Raw genomic sequence first — 16,885 nt, forward strand, 5'->3', positions numbered from 1 at the left:
TCGTAAAGGAGGTTTTTGAGTGCCATGCCTGGTGAACCCGTTCTAATCTCTCTGTTTGTCCTGTTCGCCCTGTCCATTCTCTCCGACAAGCTTCTCTCCCGCTACCTGTACATGTCCGCCGGACTCAAGCCTGTGGATGCTCAGATGTACCTGTGGACCCGGACAGAGGACAATCACATGCACCGCAACCGTGACCGTCATGACCAGCTCTGGGCCTGGATGGAACGCCGTTCGGGCTACGCCAAAGAGTTTTACACCATGTCCCGCTACTGCTCCCTCACCAACCTGCCCATCAAGCTCTATTTTGTGGGCGTGATGGTGATTTTCGCCACTCGCCTCTACCAATATACCTGGGCCTTGGGCGCAGCTATGCTGGTCCTGTGGGCCATCTTCACCCTGTTGGGGTTCCGGTACGGCAAGTACATCCAGGCGGAGACCGCCGACTTCTTCGACAGCTCCCGCTACAAGCCCTACCGCCCCAAGCGGGAAAGCGAAGAGGAGGAAGCGGACACCCCGGAGGAGCCATACGAGGAGATTCCCTACGCCGGGCCCTTTGAGGCCGCCGAGCCGGAGGTGGCCCAGCGCCGCCGCTTCCGCCGGGGCTACACCCAGAAGCTCTTTGTGGTGGCTGTGGTGCTGGTGTTCCTGGTCCTCCCCATGCTGTCCTCCAAGTTTCTCCCGTCCTCCTCCACCCCGGAGACCACCACTCAGCCCTCCGAATTTCCCTCGGCCCAGCCCACTTCCGCAGGCACCCCTGAGGCTCAGGCCATGTACGACCGCCTGGATCAGGAGGGCTTCCACCCGCTCAACGCCGTGGGCCAGCTGTCTGACACCTACCCCGGCATCATCCTCTCCGACGGCATTCTGGTGGAGGAGGAGGGGCTGCACCTGGAGTATCTGGTGCTGACCCAGGAGAGCCAGGCCAAGGATCTGGCCCAAGGACTGCAACACCAGCTCTATGAGCTGGTGGCCGCCCGGGACCCGGACATTACCGAGGAATCCGGGGAGGGCTACACCCTCTACACCCAGGAGACCGAGGGAGACTATGGCGTCGTGGTGCGGGACGGCACCAACATCCTTTATGTCTACTGCCCCCAGTACGACACCACCTGGATGAAGTGGTTTCTCAATGATTTGGGGTATCTGAGCGACTATTAAGGGGGTTCTGTTATGGATATCACCCTGTTTGTCATCAACACCGTCATCTGCGCCATATTCTGGCTGTTGAGCCGGCTGTGCTGCGTCTGGATTGGGCGGCTATCGGAGGCCTCCGCCGGGCAGACCCTCCGGGATGTGGAGGCCCACCTCAGCCAGGCCCCCGGAGAGAAACTCTTTCCCTGGCTCATGGACATCTCCCCCCGGCCCCGGCTCACCGCCCTGTTTCACTACCTGTTCCGGGGCCTCACCTCTCTGCCCCTCTTGGGCATGGTTTTTGGGGTCACCCTCCTCTTTGTGCCCGCCTGGGAGGTGTACGCCCGGTACCTCATCAACACCATGTTCGTGCTCTATATGGCCCTCTTCGTCCTGGGTCTGGCGCTCTTTGACCCCCTGCACTACCGCTGGACAGGGAAATACCGGTAAAAACGACCAGGGGCCTTCCACGATGGAAGGCTCCTGGTCGTTTGCTGGTGTTGCGTTTTTCCGCCGACTCCTTGCGTTGCTGGCGTAGGGGAGGGGCTTGCCCCTCCCGAATCCCCCAGGACAATGCCGGAAAAGCAACGGGCCGGGCAAGCCCGGCCCCTACCACGGCTGGTAGTATCTGTCCTCCCTCCACTTGGCGGGATTCTCTTCGATATACTGCCAAATCCGCAAATAATCTTCTTGGTTGCCAATGACATGGTCATACTAGCTGCGTTGCCACAGCCGCTCCCCCATAACACCTCTTACTTGGTTCCATCTACGGGTGGTCAATGACTTAAACGCACCCAGAATCTCAGGCAACGATGCCGTAGGGGCCGAACTCGCCGACAAGCGCAGAATGGCATGTACGTGGTTGGGCATGATCACATATTTGTCTACTGCCACATGGGGAAAGCGTTCTGGCAGCCGTGCTGCTTCTTCCCGTACCATCTGCCCCACTGGAGACAGTTCGGGCCGGGCAAGCCCGGCCCCTACCACCGTGCCCAACACACAGCGGTTATCTTGGGTGCATACGGTGACAAAATAGTAGCCAGCGGTACCATAATCGTAGTTGGGTAGCCGCATCCGCTTCCGGCGAGGCAGCTCCGCACCGCTCATCCCAGTGTATCCGGGGCAAAAGACTGTGCGGGCAGCACATCGCTCAAGCCCACCAGCACCGGGTCCAGCCCGTTGTCCCCCCACTGAGGCGGAGGCGTCTCCAGGCGGCGGGGCGGCATCCCATCCCGCAGAGGGATCACCGCCACCATATTCACCCCATGGCCCAGCTTGCTGTCCGCCATGAGCAGACCGCCGTGGAGCTGGGCAATCTGTTGGGCCAGGGCCACCCCCATGCCCTGCTCCTCCTGAGGGGGCTGCTGAAAGAGGGTGGACAGCTGCTGGGCGTCCAGCCCCGGCCCCTGATCGGACACGGTGATGCGCACCGACCCGGTGCCCGGCTGCACCGTCAGCTTCACGGGGCTTCCCGTCTTGGCAGCGTTGGACACCAGCTCCAGCACCAGCTGCTCCAGCATCCCGCCGTCTGCCACTCCGGACAGCCCCGGCGCCACCTCCCAGGTAAAGGAGACGTTGGCCCCAGCCAAGGCCCCCTCCAGCCGCCGGGCCAAATCCGTGCCCCAGCGGGTAATATCCAAGGGAGCCACTTGCAGGCGCACCTCGTCCTCGTCGGTGAGCCGCCGTGCCAGCTCCAGCCGCCCCACCAGGCGCAGCATGCGGCACACGCTTTGGTTGATGGTGCTCAGATACGCGCAGCTCTTTTCATCCGTGGCGTACCGCTCCAGCAGCTGACTGGCGGCGGTCATCTGGGCCAGCTGCATCCGCAGCTGCGCCATGTGCGCCCCGGTGGAGCTCTCCAACATCCATCGTTCCAATCCTCACGCCTCCCTTGCCCATTATCCTATGCAAAGAAGCCCCATTTCTCTCTGGAAAAATCAGGGCCTGTTCAGTATGACCCATTATACCAGATTTCGACGTGGGCAACAAGCACCCCAGAAAAATTTTCCTGAAAATGCCAAATCCGTGACGGCGGACCGTCACGGATTGGAACATTTGTCATTCAGCGTCCAGCTGGGCAGCCACCTGGGCCAGAGGATTGGGGGTGTAGCCCTCCACGGTGCCCTCGTCCATGGCGCGGGCCAGAGCGGAATCCAGAGGCAGCTTGGCCAACACAGGCAGGTTCAGCTCAGCGCCCAGGGCGTCGATGGTGCTCGCACCGAAGATGGGGTGCTCGCCGCCGCAGTCGGGGCAGCGGAAGAAGCTGTAGTTCTCCACCAGGCCCAGCACGGGCACCTTCATCATCTCCGCCATGCGCACGGCCTTGGTGACGATCATGCCCACCAGGGTCTGGGGCGCGGTGACCACCACCACGCCGTCCACGGGCAGGGACTGGAACACGGTCAGGGGCACGTCGCCGGTTCCGGGAGGCATGTCCACGAACAGGTAGTCCAGCTCGCCCCACACCACGTCGGTCCAGAACTGCTCCACCGCTCCGGCGATGACCGGGCCCCGCCAGATCACCGGGTCGGTCTCGTTGTCGGTGAGCAGGTTCAGGCTCATCATCTTGATGCCGCCGGCGGTCTCCACCGGCAGGATGCCGTCATCGGTGCCCATGGCGTGCTGGTGGATGCCAAAGGCACGGGGGATGGAGGGGCCGGTGATATCGGCGTCCAGAATGCCCACCTTCTTGCCCCGGGCGGCCATGGCGGCGGCCAGAGAGCAGGTGACGGTGGACTTGCCCACGCCGCCCTTGCCGCTGACCACGGCAATCACCTTTTTGATGTGGGAGTGGGCGTTGCAGGGCTTACGGAAGTCGTGGGGCTGTTGACGCTCCCCGCAGTTGGAGCTGCAGCTGGAGCAGTCGTGGGTACATTCACTCATGGAAACATCTCCTTATACAGTCTGCCCAGAGGGCAGACTTTTTCCTCATATTCAAAGTAGCTTGGTTATTTTACCACAGTTTGTGCCCCGTTACAACGGGTGAGGCGGGAAAAGCTACTCTACGGTGGTAGGGGCCGTGGCTTGCCCGGCCCGCCACTCCCCTGGCATTGTCCTGGGACATTCGGGAGGGGCAAGCCCCTCCCCTACGCCCGATCTATGGAAATCCGTGCCGCAGGCACACCACAGTTATTCATTATTCATTATTCGTTATTCATTTCATACTCACCCAATAAACTCGTGGAGCAGCGACTCCTTGGGCACCAGTCCCGGCTCGATGGTCTCGAACCAGTCAAAGGCCCGCACCAGCTCTAAAAGCTCGTGACGGCGCTGGTTCTCCTGGGGCACCGCCGCCATGAGGGGGCGGGCATAGCAGGCCATCACCGACACCTCATAGGGCAGGGACGAGTCAAAGAGCATGTGGGCGGTGTGCTTGTAGGGAGAGATGTACAGCTTTTCTCCCCGGCGCACGTTGGCCCACATATCCAGGGTGCCCACAATGTCGGTGCCCCGGAAGTTGAAGTCCCGCACCGCCCGGCGGGTCAGCCGCATCCAGGTGCCCTTGAAGCGCAGCACCTCCCCGTCCATCACATTGCTGCGGGCGGAGATGTACAGCCGGGTGGCGTTGGGGTGTCCGGCGGTGAGTTTGGTATTCAAGGCATGGATGCCCTCAAAAATCGCCACCTCATCCTTGCCCAGCTTCAACGGCTTGGCCTTGCTGTCGTTGCGCATCTGGCGGGCAAACTCGAAGTGGGGCACCAGAATCTCCTCTCCCCGGGTGAGCTGGGCAAAGTGCTGGCTGAGCAGCTGCAAGTCCATCATCTCCGGGGACTCGTAGTCGATCTCCCCCTCGGGGGTGCGGGGGGCGGTGCTGGGGTCCCGGCGCACAAAGTAGTCGTCCATGGAAATGGTGTGGGTGCCCACCCCCCGCCGCTGCAGCTCGGCGGTGATTTTATGGGCGGTGGTGGTCTTCCCCGACCCGGAGGGACCGGAGAGGAGCACCACCGGGCTCAGCTTCATATTCTTGCAGATCAAATCGGCGGCCTGCTCCACTTTCTTCTGGTATTGGTGGTCACATTCCTCCATAAATCCCAGCTTATCCTGCCGGACTGCCCGGTTGATTTCCTCCAGTTGATAGGCCATGGTGTGTTCCTCCTATGCTATGCCCGTTTGAATTGCTTCTCCAACTCTCCTCGGGTCAGCTCGATGGCCACGGGCCGCCCATGGGGACAGTACTTCACCTCTCCCGCCATCACCTTCTGGGCCACCCGCTCCAGCTCCTGGGAGTCGTTGCGCTGGCCCCCCTTGATGGCAGCCTTGCAGGCCATGGTGTGCATCACCTCATCCCGGGCGGCGCTGGGGTCCGCCCAACCGGTGAGGCGCAGCTTTTTGGCCAGCTCCAGCAGGGTGGGCTCCACGTCCCCGGTCTCCAGGTAGTCGGGCACCGCCCGCACGGCGATGCTCCCCGCCCCGAACTCCTCCAGCTGGAAGCCGAAGCCCTCCAGCACCTCCTGGCCGTCCAGCAGCACCTGCCGCTCCTGGGGTCCGGGGGTGATGGTGATGGGAATGAGCAGCTCCTGGACCATGGGCCGGTAGTCCTGAGCCTTGAGGCGGTCAAAATTCACCCGCTCGTGGGCGGCGTGCTTGTCGATGAGCACCACCTTGTCCCCCTGCTCCACCATGATATAGGTGTGGAACAGCTCGCCCCGCACCACCCAGGGCTCCTGGGGCTCCTCCACAGGGACGGGTTCCGGCTCTGGCTCCACCACGGGGATGGGAATCTCCGCCTCCACTGGCTTCTCCACCTGGGGAGCCGGGGTGGGCTTCTTCACCCCCACCGGGGCGGGAACAGCTGCCACAGGGGCCGCCACCTTGGGTTTCTCCTCTACCACGGTGGGCGGAATCTGTTTCGACTCCACCGCAACACTGGCTTGGACGGACTTCTCCTCCACCACCGTCCGCTGCACCACAGGCCGGGAGATAAAGGAGGAAGCCGCAGGGGCCGCCTTCTTCTCCTGTACCGTGGGGGTGTCCAACGGAGTCACCCGGCGGAAGGGGCTGGGCGTGGTCTGGGGCTTGGAAACCACCGCCGCCGGGGGCGGGGTGGTGGTGGTCTTGGGCTGGGCCACCGTGGAGGTAAGCATGTCGTGGAGACTGGTCTGGTTGGGGGTTACGGTGTCCTGGCGGGGCAGCACCGACTTCACCACCGCCTGGGGGCGGCTCTGGTCCCCGTTCAAAGCAGCCAGCACCCCGTGGTACACGGTGGAAAACACCTGCTGCTCGTTTTGGAACTTCACCTCGGTCTTTGTGGGGTGGACGTTCACGTCCACGGTGTTGGGCCGCACGGTGAGGTGGAGCACACAGCCCGGGAACTTGCCCACCATCTTCTGGTTGCGGTAGGCCTCCTCCAAGGCCGCCATCATCACCCGGCTTTTGATGTACCGTCCGTTGACGAAAAAGTGCTGATAGCTGCGGCTACCCCGGCAACAGGTGGGCAGGGAGACAAAGCCGGAGATCTCCATGTGCTCCCCGGACCCCTTCGCCGGCAAAAAGCCCAGGGCCAAATCCCGGCCCAGCACGGCGTAAATGGCACTTTTCAGCTGTCCGTCTCCGGGGGTGAGCAGTTCCTGCTTGCCGTCCCGAATAAACTTCACCGACAGCTCCGGGTGGGACAGGGCCAGCCGCTGCACCACAGCGAACACCGCCGCACCCTCGGCGGAGTCTTTCTTCATGAATTTCAGCCGGGCGGGGGTGTTAAAAAACAAATCCCGCACCAGCATGGTGGTACCCTTGGGGCATCCCGCCTCCTCCTGTTCCACCAACTGTCCCCCTTCCAGAGACAAGGCGGTGCCCAGCCCCTGGCCCTGGTTGGTGAGCAATTCCACCCGGGACACCGCCGCAATGGCGGCCAGAGCTTCCCCCCGGAAGCCCAGGGTGCCGATGGCCTCCAGGTCGTACTCCGAGGAGATCTTGGAGGTGGCGTGGCGGAGAAAGGCGGTTTGACACTGGTCGGGGGCGATGCCGCAGCCGTCGTCGGTGACGCGGATGAGGGCCATGCCCCCGTGGGCGATCTCCACGGTGATGGCGTTGGCCCCGGCGTCGATGGCGTTTTCCATCAGCTCTTTCACCACCGAGGCGGGCCGCTCCACCACCTCACCGGCGGCGATGAGGTCCGCCACATGGGGGTCTAGTTGTCGAATGGTGGGCATACGCTCCCCTCCTTACAGCTCCAGCAGGATGGTGACCGGGCCGTCATTTTGGGAGAACACCTGCATGTCCGCCCCAAATTCCCCGTGCTCCACGGTGAAGCCCCGCTCCCGGCACTGGTCCATAAACCGCTCATAGAGGGGGATGGCCAGGTCCGGCTTGGCGGCCCCGGAGAAGCCGGGGCGGCGGGAGGAGGTGTCGGCGTAGAGGGTGAACTGGCTGACCACCAGCAGCGAGCCCCCCACCGTCTCCAAATTCCGGTTCATTTTCCCGGCCTCGTCCTCGAAAATCCGCAGGCCGCACACTTTATCCGCCATTTTGTCCGCCGTGGCCGGGGTGTCGTCGGGGCCGACGCCCAACAGCACCAACAGCCCCTGGTCAATGGCTCCGTTTACCGCCCCGTCGATTTCCACCCGGGCGTTTTTCACTCTGGTCACCACTGCTTTCATGTGGGTTTCCTCCTTGTGGGTCTATGATTTTCCCCAGTATACCACAGGTTCCAGAGAAATGCTATGCTCTGACCGGGTGGGAGATGCAGGCAAACGGGGCTGCCGCATCCCGAAGATGCAGCAACCCCGTTTGGAATTCACGATCTCATTGGGCAGAGCGGTAGCTGTAGAGCAGGTAGTCCTCTTGTTCCGGCTCGTCAGACCAGACACGATGCCAGCGCAGCCACACCTGGGTCACGCCGTCCTCCTCCACCGTCTCACTCTTCATCTCGTATTTCGTGCCCGGGTTGAGTACACCTTGGTCCTGCACCACATAGGTGTCTAGGGCCACCAGGTTCTCTCTGAGGCTGCGCTGCAACACCAGAAGCACCGGACCCTCCTCCTCGGTGTCCTTGGACAGAATGAGAAGCCGTTTTCCCGTCTCTTTTGTGGAGTCCAGAAACTCCGAAACCTCCTGGAGCTCCTCCGGCTGAATTTGGGTGACGTCCCGATACCCCCGCTCCTCCAGCTGCTCCATGGTGGCGTCCCGGGGCAGGGTCTCCCCCAGTTCCTCCCAGAGGTCGCCCAGCTCACCACTGGGCCAAACGGGGTGGGTCTCCCGGTAGTGGATGTAGCCACGGTAGCCGAAGATGCCCACCACCACCACTACAAAGACCACAAGGACTGCCACATATCCACGCATAGGCTTGTTCTCGCTCTTCATACTCCTTCACCTCCACAATCATGTGTCCTAGTCCGTTCTTACCAGCCTTCCCACTCCAGGGTCCAATTGCCCACAAAGGTAGGAATATCGGAAAATTTGGAGGCATAGGTGAGAGAACCGTCCTGGTCGGTGTAATATACCCCATCTTTCACCAGGAGAATGTCTCCGCTTTCCCCTGCATTTCCCTCCAAATGGTACTGATTCCCCCCGGACGCCTCATAGGTGCCCTCCTCCAGCAGGCCCTCCTTCTGGTTGTATTTGCAGTAATTCCCATTTTTGTCAAACACAATATACGAACGCCAATAGGCATTGGTGGAATAAGAGCCCGCCAAGCTCAGCTCCCGGCTGGCATTCCACCGGTCCAGCTGGACCAGATTGATGCAGCAGGAGACACAAAACGCCACCACAAGTCCCCAAAAGGCCAGGCGACAGACGGGGACCTCCTTCATCAGTACCTGTTTGATGGCAGCCATTCTCTTTTTCATGGTCTCACGTCCCTTCTCTTCCATGTGGCCACCTTACGCCAACATGGATTCCGCCACTCGCACTAAAACCTCCTGTTCGGGGCCTTCCAGGCAGCAGGCCACCTGCCCGCTGTGCCACGTCACGGTCACACCATCCGAATGTTCCAGGATGTACACGGTCTGTCCGTACATCTCGGTGCGCTCCACGGTTCCTTCCACGGTTTCCAGGGCCGCTTGGGAGATATCTGCATTGGAAATCTCCAAAACCATGGTGTTTCCCTGGTATTCATAGGTGGTATTCAGCTGATAGTACACCTGATCCAGGGTATAAATCCGCTCCGTGGTCTGGCTCTGGCACCCCCGGGGCAGCCAGGTGGGGGCTTTCACCTGGGTGACGCCGTAGGTGTCCAGAACGCCCTGTAAGGGATCGTCCCCCACCCATCCGGCGGCCCGGGCGGTGAGCATCCCCACAAACGCCAAAACCAGCGCCGCAGCGGTGGCCCCCAGGCCTCGGGGCAGCCGCTGCCACCGCCGCACCTTTGGGGTGTGTCCCGGGGCTTGGGTCTCCTTCTCGGTGTGGAGATAGTCCCGCTGGAAACGGCTCCAGGCTGCATCTACATCCACATGGACCTCACCCTTCTCCTCTTCTCTCTGGCCCAACAGGTCCAGCATGTACAAAATATCCTCGGTGGGGTATTCCTCCACCCCTTGGGAATCCAGGCGCAGAATTTCTTTGAGTTCTTCGCTGCCCATCCGGGCCAGCTCGTCCCGGGACTTTCGCATACCTGGCTCCTCCTTTCACTTGGTATATGTCAAATTTCCTTGTTTGGGGGACATCTATTCCTGCTGTTGTTCAAAATATTTTTTCAGCTTTTTTCTGGCCCGCTGCAACTGCTTTTTGCAGGCTTCCCGGGAAAGCCCTCTGGCCCGGGCCAGCTCGTCCACACTCTGGTGCTCCAAGGCGTACTCTTTCATCAGCTCATAGGCCGCCTGGCCCACCAAATCCCCGTAGATGGTGTCCAAATTCTCCTCGTCAGTGGCCGCCACCTCTCCGGCGTCCTCCGCCGCCTGGGCCGCCCACCTTGCCCTATCCCGGCTCCTGCGGGTGGCCTGGATGACGTGTTTCAAGGTCTCCATCATCCAGCCCTGGGGGTTGGGGCTGGCCATGAGCACATCGATTCTGCGCCAGGCGGTGGCAAAGGCCTCCTGCACCGCCTCCTCCGCCAGCAGGGCGTCCCCCTCCAGGGCATATTGGGCGTAGCGCAGCAGGGGGGCATACATGCTCCGGTACAGCTGCTCCAGAAGTTCCTCTCGGCCCATGGTCTCCCCCCTTTTTTCTCTTCTTGATGCTACCATACCCCAAACCGCCCCCCGCCGCAAGAGGGAGTGCACCGGTTGCGGCTGGGGTGGTAGGGGCCGTGGCTTGCCCGGCCCGTGGCTGCCTGGGCAATGCCAGGGCATCATCAGACGGTGTGCTTTTCTATTTCACCGGAATCCGGGGGAAAAACTCTGGACATCTGGGAGTTTTTTCATTCCTTTTTTTCCACCGTTGTGGTATAATAACCGCAAAACGGTTATTATACCAAGATTCCTATTGCCGTTTTTCTCGCCCCTAACGGGGCAACCGAAAAGACATGGCATGATACCATTCCAGCTTCGCTGTCATGGTATCGTAGCTATGCTGTAAAAATGTCAGCAGGCATTCTGCTGTGTACTTGGAAATGATAAAATCGAGGAGGAATTTCCATGCAAAATCGTGTCACTGTCACCGTAGCCGGACACAACTATACGCTTTTGGCGGAAGAGGGAGAGGACTACGTACGCCGCGTGGCGGACTTCGTCAATGAGCAGATGCGCCAGACCCAGGAGGGCACGGAAATCAGCCAGCTGGACTGCGCCCTGCTCACCTGCCTGAACATCGCCGACCAGTATGCCAAGGACAAGGTGTCCAGCGCCAACCTGCGCCAGCAGATCAAGGACCTGCTGGAGGAGAACGCCCAGCTGAAGCTGGAGCTGCACCAGGCCAAGCATCCCCGCCAGGATAAGAACGTCAAGAAGTAAGGGAAAGCCCCTAATACGGAGGAATACTATGGAGATATTATCCCCTGCCGGCAGTCCCGAGGCCGTCCGTGCGGCGGTCTACGCCGGGGCGGATGCCGTGTATCTGGGCTACGGCCCCTTCAACGCCCGCCGCAACGCCCGGAACTTCAACCGGGAGGAGCTGGAGGAGGCCATCCATCTGTGCCACCTCTACGGGGTGAAGGTGTACCTCACCCTCAACACCCTGGCCTCGGACCGGGAAGTGGCCCAGGCCGCCCAGGTGGCGGTGGAGGCCTCGAGTCTGGGCGTGGACGCCATTCTGGTCCAGGACATGGGCCTTTTGCAGGTGGTGGGTCAGGTGGCCCCCGACGTGCACCTCCACGCCTCCACCCAGATGACCATTCACAACCTGGATGGCGTGAAACGCTGTGCGGATTTGGGGCTCACCCGGGCGGTGCTGTCCCGGGAGCTGTCCGCCAAGGAGATCTCCTACATCTGCGCCCACTCCCCCATTGAGATTGAGACCTTTGTCCACGGCGCGCTGTGCATGTGCTATTCGGGACAGTGCTTCTTCTCCTCGGTGCTGGGTGGCCGCAGCGGCAACCGTGGCCTGTGCGCCCAGCCCTGCCGCCTGAGCTACGGCTGGAAGGGTAAAGCCGACCACTACCCCCTGTCCCTCAAGGACATGTCCCTGGCCGGACACCTAAACCAGCTCCAGGACATGGGGGTGGCCTGCGCCAAAATCGAGGGCCGGATGAAGCGGCCAGAGTACGTGTGGGTGGTCACCAAGGTGTACGCCGACGCCCTGCGGGAGGGCCGGGAGCCCACTGCGGAAGAGGTGGCCCAGCTCACCGCCGCCTTCTCCCGCCAGGGCTTCACCGACGGGTACTTTATGGGGGACAAGGGCGCCCACATGTTCGGCGTGCGGGAGCAGCAGCCGGAACCCAAGGAGTTGTTTGCCGCCGCCCGGGCGGGGTATGATAAGCCCACCCAGCTGGTCCCCGTGACCCTGAATGCCTCCATCCAGGCGGACGCCCCCGCCTCCCTCACTCTCACCGACCAAGACGGCCACACCGTCACCGTCACCGGGCCCGCCCCGGAGGCCGCCCGCACCCGTGCCCTGGAGGCAGAGGATGTGGCGGCCCAGCTGTCCAAGACCGGAGGTACCCCCTACCGGGTTGAGGGGTACCAGGTGGAGGTGGAAGCAGGTCTGTCCCTGCCTCGCTCCGCCCTCAACGCCCTGCGCCGGGACGCGGTGGAGCAGCTCTCCACCCAGCGGACGGCGCTGCCCCAGCGGCGGCACTTCCCCTATGAGCCATTGCCCAAGGTGGCAAATTCCACCCAGGTTCCCGCCCTCTATGTCACCCTCCACAGCGCCCAGCAGTGCTCACAGGAATTGCTGGAGGCCCAGCCCGCCCGCATTGCCCTGCCTGTAGACGAGGCCGCCCGCCATCCCCAGGTGGTGGCGGACATCCTCGCCCACGGCATCCAGGCCGCGGTGGTGCTCCCCCGCATCTGCTGGGACGGAGAGCTGGACACCCTAAACCAGCAGCTCACCGTGTGCAAAGAGCTGGGTATTTCCCATGCCCTGGTGGGCAACCTGGGACTGCTGGACGTGGCCCGGGATTTGGGCTTTACCCTACACGGAGACTACGGCCTCCAGGTGTTCAACAGCCACGGGGTGGAGGAATACCGCTGTCTGGGCCTTGCCTCTCTCACCGCATCCTTTGAGTTGAAGCTGGCCCAGATTCGGGACCTGTCCAAGACTCTGCCCGTGGAACTGCTGGCCTATGGCCGCCTGCCCCTGATGATTACCGAGAACTGCGCCATGAAGGCAGGGGCGGGCCAGTGCTGCTGCGGCAACGGCAACACCCTCACCGACCGCCGAGGGGTGGGCTTCCCGGTCCTCAAGGCCTGGGGCTGCCGCAACGAGATTTTCAACGCCGACACCCTCTTTTTGGCGGACAAGTCCGGGGACTATCTCCGGGCCGGGGTGTCCGGGCTGCAACTGCTGTTTACCACCGAGGACGCCCACACCGTGGTGGACATGGTGCGGCGTTATCAGGGCGTGGGGGACGCTGCCCCTACTGGCTATACCCGGGGGCTTTACTATCGGGACGTGGAGTGATAGGAAGCAATAAGGGGAATGATTGAAACGGGGTGAAGATACTATGAACAGCAAAATCAATCAAGTCATTTTGGAAAACTTCGGTATGATTCCATCCTTTTCCTGTGACAATTTTTCAAATATCAACCTGGTCATTGGTGAAAACGGGACAGGGAAAACCTTTTTCTTGAAGGCTCTGTACTCCGCAACTCGGGCCATGGAAGAGTACCGGAGAGGTGATGACATCCGAACCATCAGTGATGTGTTGGCCGAAAAACTGAGATGGACCTTTCAAGTGGAAAAGTTGGGGGATATGGTCACTAGATCTTCCCCCGAGAATTTGACGTTCCGTGCCTCCATTGGAACCGATAAAATTGGCTACCAGTTTTCACAAAGTGCCACCAGCAAAATCGGAAAAGTGATTACTCCCACTCAGAGACGAGACACCAACTCCATTTTTATCCCGGCAAAGGAAGTCCTATCCCTGTATTCAGTCATTCTAAAGTCCCGAGAGGTGGACAAATCCTTTGGATTTGATGACACCTACTATGATTTGGTCAAGGCAGTCCGTCTATCTCCAAAACGAGGGAGAAATTACACTACGTTTGCAGATTCTCGCAAATTGGTGAAAGATGTCATCGATGGGCGAATTGAATTTGATGAAACCAGTGGGAAATGGTTCTTTAAAAACAATCGGAACCAGAAATTTTCGATTGGAGCAACTTCGGAAGGCGTAAAAAAGATTTCCATCATGGACCGCCTGTTGGCCAACGGATATGTGGACAAACAGTCCATTATATTTATCGATGAAATCGAATCTGCCCTTCATCCCTCTGCGGTTTGTCAGTTTCTAGACATGATAAATAACATCGCAACCAACATGGACATGCAGTTTTTTATCTCTAGCCACTCTTATTTTGTCATCAAGAAGCTTGCACTCATCGCCATGAACACACCCGGTCTGGTCACCTGTATTTCCCTGCATAAGGCGGCCCCGCCTGAGGTGCACGATTTGTATGATGGAATGCCCAATAACTCCATCATAGACGCCGCCATCCGCCTCTATGAGCAGGAAATTCGGGAGGGGCTTTGACTATGATGATCGAAGAATCGGAGATGCAATTTGGCAATTATCCAGACGACGCAGTATTTCATTTGGAAAAGAGCCCCCAATACCAAGACAAGCTCCGCTCCAATGGTGTAAAGAGTTGCGAATTTATCTTATTCAAAGAGAATGCATTGTATTTTATAGAGGCGAAAAAGTCTTGTCCCAACCAAATTTCTGCAGATACCTCCATAGAAAAAGTTGAAAAGTACCATGAATACATTGCAGATATCACAAATAAGATGCGGCATTCCCTAGCTCTTTATGCCAATATTTTGTTGAAACGTCACGATTGTACCGGCGTACCACCGTCTCTTCTTGAGACAGATTTGTCGGGAAAAGAGCTAAAACTGGTTCTTGTGGTAAAAAATGCCCAGCCTCAATGGCTGATACCATTGTCGGAGAAGTTGAATCGTGTATTAAAGCCAGAAACAGGAATCTGGAAGTGCTCCAGAATTTTTGTTATCAATGAAGCCACGGCCCGGGACATTCATCTGGTGGTTTAATATCATCGTACAAGATAAACTGACGTTCTATTACGCAGCTACATAGGAATTCACGCACAACAAGGAGGAACCATTCAACATGGATATCATCTTGGCATCCCAGTCCCCCCGGCGGAAAGAGCTGCTGGGCCAGATGGGGCTACGGGGCTTTAAAATCACCTCCCCGGAGGTGGACGAGACGGTGGAGGAGCACATGCCCCCCGCCCAGGTGGTGGAGGAGCTGTCCCGGCGCAAAGCCCTGGCGGTGGCCGGGCACGCTGACCCCGACGACCTCATCATTGCCGCCGACACGGTGGTGGCTCTGGAGGGGGCGGTGCTGGGCAAGCCCGCCGACCAGCGGGATGCCTTTGCCATGCTCACCGCCCTCAGCGGCAACCGCCACTACGTCTACACCGGACTCACCGTCATCCAGGGGGACCAGGTGGTGACCCAGCACGAGTGCACCACCGTCACCTTCCGGGAACTGGAGCCGGAGGAGATTTCCCACTACATCGCCACCGGCGAGCCCATGGACAAGGCTGGGGCCTACGGCATCCAGGGCCTGGGCGCCATGCTGGTGTCCGGCATTGAAGGAGACTATTTCAACGTGGTGGGCCTGCCCATCTTCCGGCTGAGCCGGATTCTGGCGGGCTTCGGTCTGGACCTGTTCCAGATGGCCGACCACTGAGGACAGGAGATACTATGAAGGGATTTTTCCGGAACAACGGAGGGCTTTTGGTGGTGGCGGCGGTGCTGCTGGCCGCCCTGCTGGCCATTCTCTCCGCCATCACCGGGGCCAACCCCATCACCAACGCCCTCCAGGTCATCACTCGCCCGGTGGGGTCGCTGACCTCCGGCATCTCCAACTGGTTCCAGGGGCAGCACGACCGCCTCACCGGGTATGACCAGCTGCTGGAGGAAAATGAGACGCTGAAGGAGCAGCTGGCCGAGCTGGAGGAGCAGGTGCGAGAGGGGCAGGACGCCCTGCGGGAAAATGAGCGGCTGCAATCCCTGCTGGGAGTGGCCCAGGAGCACCCGGATTGGACCTACGCCTCCGCCACCGTCATCCAGCGTTCCACCACCAACTGGGCCAACCAGATCACCATCAGCGTGGGCAGCGGCCAGGAGGTGGAGGCGGGTGACTGCGTCATCGACCAATACGGCAATCTGGTGGGCGTGGTGAAGGAAGTGGGCACCAACTGGGCCCTGGTGGACACCCTGCTGGACCCCGGCATGGAGCTGGGGGTGCGGGTGGCCCGCACCGACGACAGCGCCATGGCCCAGGGGGATTTTACTCTCATGGGCGAAGGCAAGCTGCGCATGACCTATATCCCCCAGGACGCCCAGCTGATCTCTGGCGACCAGGTGACCACCTCGGGGCTGGGGGGCAAGTACCCCGGCGGCCTGCTGGTGGGCCAGGTGGAGAGCATCGAGACGGAGGCCGACGGCATCAGCCGTTCGGCGCTGCTTAACCCCAGTGCGGATGTGGAAAACATTCGATATGTATATGTAATCACCAATTTCGAGGGGTAAGTCTCCCCTCTAGGGGCTTTCCTCTTCTCATATTTCTCAGACGCAAATTTGCGCCCCCGGCAGGGACGCTCCGCTGGGGTCCATTTTGAGTGGCCAAAATAAGGAACCTCCGATTCCCTACAGCATCGGAGTCTTGTGGCCCTTTTACGCCATAAATTCGTTGCATCTTCTGGAAATACACCAAGTATTTCTGCGAAGCTGCGTCTCTTTCTGACGCAAAATGTCTCACAATTCTCTCTCGCTTAGGGAATCGGACGTTCCTACCAAAACCCGCTTAGGGCGTTCCCCCCTAAGGACCTCCCTTTGGGTACGAGGCTGGACCTGCGTCAAGTCTAGATTCGGCCCGTCCCCCTTGCTGTGGCTCCTGTTCCTGCCACCACACCAGGCCACCCTGGGTAGCTGGCCCTACAGCTGGGCGGTTTCCATACCCGGGCCTACCCTGGAAAAGCAGCGTTCCCGCCGCCGGGAGCCAGGCTTCCGGCAACTAGGAACCGTTGCACACCAGGGTAAGGCCCTGGAGGTAGAAGTTTTATTTGTCGTAGAAGCTGAGACTTACAATAGAATTTCCATGCCATCTATGTGACCCCACCCAGCCAAGGGCCGAACCGAGAAGGACGCACACGCCACCCAGTACCGCGGGGTGGATTCCACAAGGCGGGGGAAGGCCCCGCCTTTGGTGGTCTTTGGTTCCTTTCTGGCAGCAGAAAGGAACCCCCAGCGG

At 60.2% G+C, this 16,885-nt stretch carries 17 protein-coding genes; 8 read left to right on the forward strand and 9 right to left on the reverse strand.

Annotation, left to right across the window (positions count from 1 at the left end; translation table 11 throughout):
* Nucleotides 1–24: 24 nt before the first annotated feature.
* Both B5F98_RS05255 and B5F98_RS05260 read left to right on the forward strand, forming a co-directional pair.
* Nucleotides 25–1,158, forward strand: a complete 1,134-nt coding sequence (locus B5F98_RS05255) for a hypothetical protein (RefSeq protein ID WP_087370117.1) — start codon at nucleotides 25–27, stop codon at nucleotides 1,156–1,158.
* 12 nt (nucleotides 1,159–1,170) lie between these two features.
* A complete protein-coding gene (locus tag B5F98_RS05260; RefSeq protein WP_087370119.1) occupies nucleotides 1,171–1,581 on the forward strand; it encodes a hypothetical protein in 411 nt (136 codons plus the stop codon).
* Nucleotides 1,582–2,234: 653 nt separating this feature from the next.
* On the opposite strand, the gene B5F98_RS05270 is transcribed toward B5F98_RS05260, so the two are convergent.
* The 9 genes from B5F98_RS05270 to B5F98_RS05310 all read right to left on the reverse strand — a co-directional run bounded on the left by B5F98_RS05270 (nucleotide 2,235) and on the right by B5F98_RS05310 (nucleotide 10,214).
* Nucleotides 2,235–3,008, reverse strand: coding sequence for a HAMP domain-containing sensor histidine kinase (locus B5F98_RS05270; RefSeq protein WP_143482738.1), 774 nt, complete (start codon nucleotides 3,006–3,008; stop codon nucleotides 2,235–2,237).
* A 181-nt stretch (nucleotides 3,009–3,189) separates the two neighbouring features.
* Complete coding sequence (locus B5F98_RS05275) at nucleotides 3,190–4,014, reverse strand: Mrp/NBP35 family ATP-binding protein (RefSeq protein ID WP_087370123.1); 825 nt, start codon at nucleotides 4,012–4,014, stop codon at nucleotides 3,190–3,192.
* 282 nt (nucleotides 4,015–4,296) lie between these two features.
* Nucleotides 4,297–5,214, reverse strand: coding sequence for a nucleoside kinase (locus tag B5F98_RS05280; RefSeq protein ID WP_087370125.1), 918 nt, complete (start codon nucleotides 5,212–5,214; stop codon nucleotides 4,297–4,299).
* A 17-nt stretch (nucleotides 5,215–5,231) separates the two neighbouring features.
* Entirely contained in the window at nucleotides 5,232–7,280 is a 2,049-nt protein-coding gene (gene mutL / locus B5F98_RS05285) for a DNA mismatch repair endonuclease MutL (RefSeq protein WP_087370127.1), read from the reverse strand.
* 12 nt (nucleotides 7,281–7,292) lie between these two features.
* A complete protein-coding gene (gene dtd / locus B5F98_RS05290) occupies nucleotides 7,293–7,727 on the reverse strand; it encodes a D-aminoacyl-tRNA deacylase (protein ID WP_087370129.1) in 435 nt (144 codons plus the stop codon).
* Nucleotides 7,728–7,872: 145 nt separating this feature from the next.
* On the reverse strand, nucleotides 7,873–8,430 hold the full coding sequence (locus B5F98_RS05295; RefSeq protein ID WP_087370131.1) for a hypothetical protein: 558 nt from the start codon (nucleotides 8,428–8,430) through the stop codon (nucleotides 7,873–7,875).
* Between the two features lie 38 nt (nucleotides 8,431–8,468).
* A complete protein-coding gene (locus tag B5F98_RS05300) occupies nucleotides 8,469–8,939 on the reverse strand; it encodes a hypothetical protein (protein ID WP_087370133.1) in 471 nt (156 codons plus the stop codon).
* Between the two features lie 9 nt (nucleotides 8,940–8,948).
* The gene (locus B5F98_RS05305) at nucleotides 8,949–9,677 is read right to left on the reverse strand and encodes a DUF4367 domain-containing protein (protein ID WP_087370135.1); all 729 of its coding nucleotides are present in this window, start codon (nucleotides 9,675–9,677) and stop codon (nucleotides 8,949–8,951) included.
* 54 nt (nucleotides 9,678–9,731) lie between these two features.
* Complete coding sequence (locus B5F98_RS05310) at nucleotides 9,732–10,214, reverse strand: sigma-70 family RNA polymerase sigma factor (protein WP_158099789.1); 483 nt, start codon at nucleotides 10,212–10,214, stop codon at nucleotides 9,732–9,734.
* Nucleotides 10,215–10,640: 426 nt separating this feature from the next.
* Here B5F98_RS05310 and B5F98_RS05315 point away from each other — a divergent pair, with 426 nt between their 5' ends.
* From B5F98_RS05315 to mreC, 6 genes are all read left to right on the forward strand, one after another.
* Complete coding sequence (locus B5F98_RS05315; RefSeq protein WP_087370138.1) at nucleotides 10,641–10,955, forward strand: cell division protein ZapA; 315 nt, start codon at nucleotides 10,641–10,643, stop codon at nucleotides 10,953–10,955.
* A gap of 28 nt (nucleotides 10,956–10,983) precedes the next feature.
* Entirely contained in the window at nucleotides 10,984–13,062 is a 2,079-nt protein-coding gene (locus tag B5F98_RS05320) for a U32 family peptidase (RefSeq protein ID WP_087370139.1), read from the forward strand.
* A gap of 43 nt (nucleotides 13,063–13,105) precedes the next feature.
* Nucleotides 13,106–14,134, forward strand: a complete 1,029-nt coding sequence (locus B5F98_RS05325) for an AAA family ATPase (RefSeq protein ID WP_087370141.1) — start codon at nucleotides 13,106–13,108, stop codon at nucleotides 14,132–14,134.
* Nucleotides 14,135–14,136: 2 nt separating this feature from the next.
* Nucleotides 14,137–14,652 (forward strand): hypothetical protein, encoded by a 516-nt coding sequence (locus B5F98_RS05330; protein WP_087370143.1) that lies wholly within the window; start codon nucleotides 14,137–14,139, stop codon nucleotides 14,650–14,652.
* A 79-nt stretch (nucleotides 14,653–14,731) separates the two neighbouring features.
* On the forward strand, nucleotides 14,732–15,319 hold the full coding sequence (locus B5F98_RS05335; protein WP_087370145.1) for a Maf family protein: 588 nt from the start codon (nucleotides 14,732–14,734) through the stop codon (nucleotides 15,317–15,319).
* A gap of 14 nt (nucleotides 15,320–15,333) precedes the next feature.
* On the forward strand, nucleotides 15,334–16,164 hold the full coding sequence (mreC, locus tag B5F98_RS05340; protein WP_087370147.1) for a rod shape-determining protein MreC: 831 nt from the start codon (nucleotides 15,334–15,336) through the stop codon (nucleotides 16,162–16,164).
* Nucleotides 16,165–16,885 lie beyond the last annotated feature (721 nt).

Source organism: Pseudoflavonifractor sp. An44 (assembly GCF_002161675.1).
GTDB classification, from domain to species: Bacteria; Bacillota; Clostridia; order Oscillospirales; family Oscillospiraceae; genus Enterenecus; species Enterenecus faecium.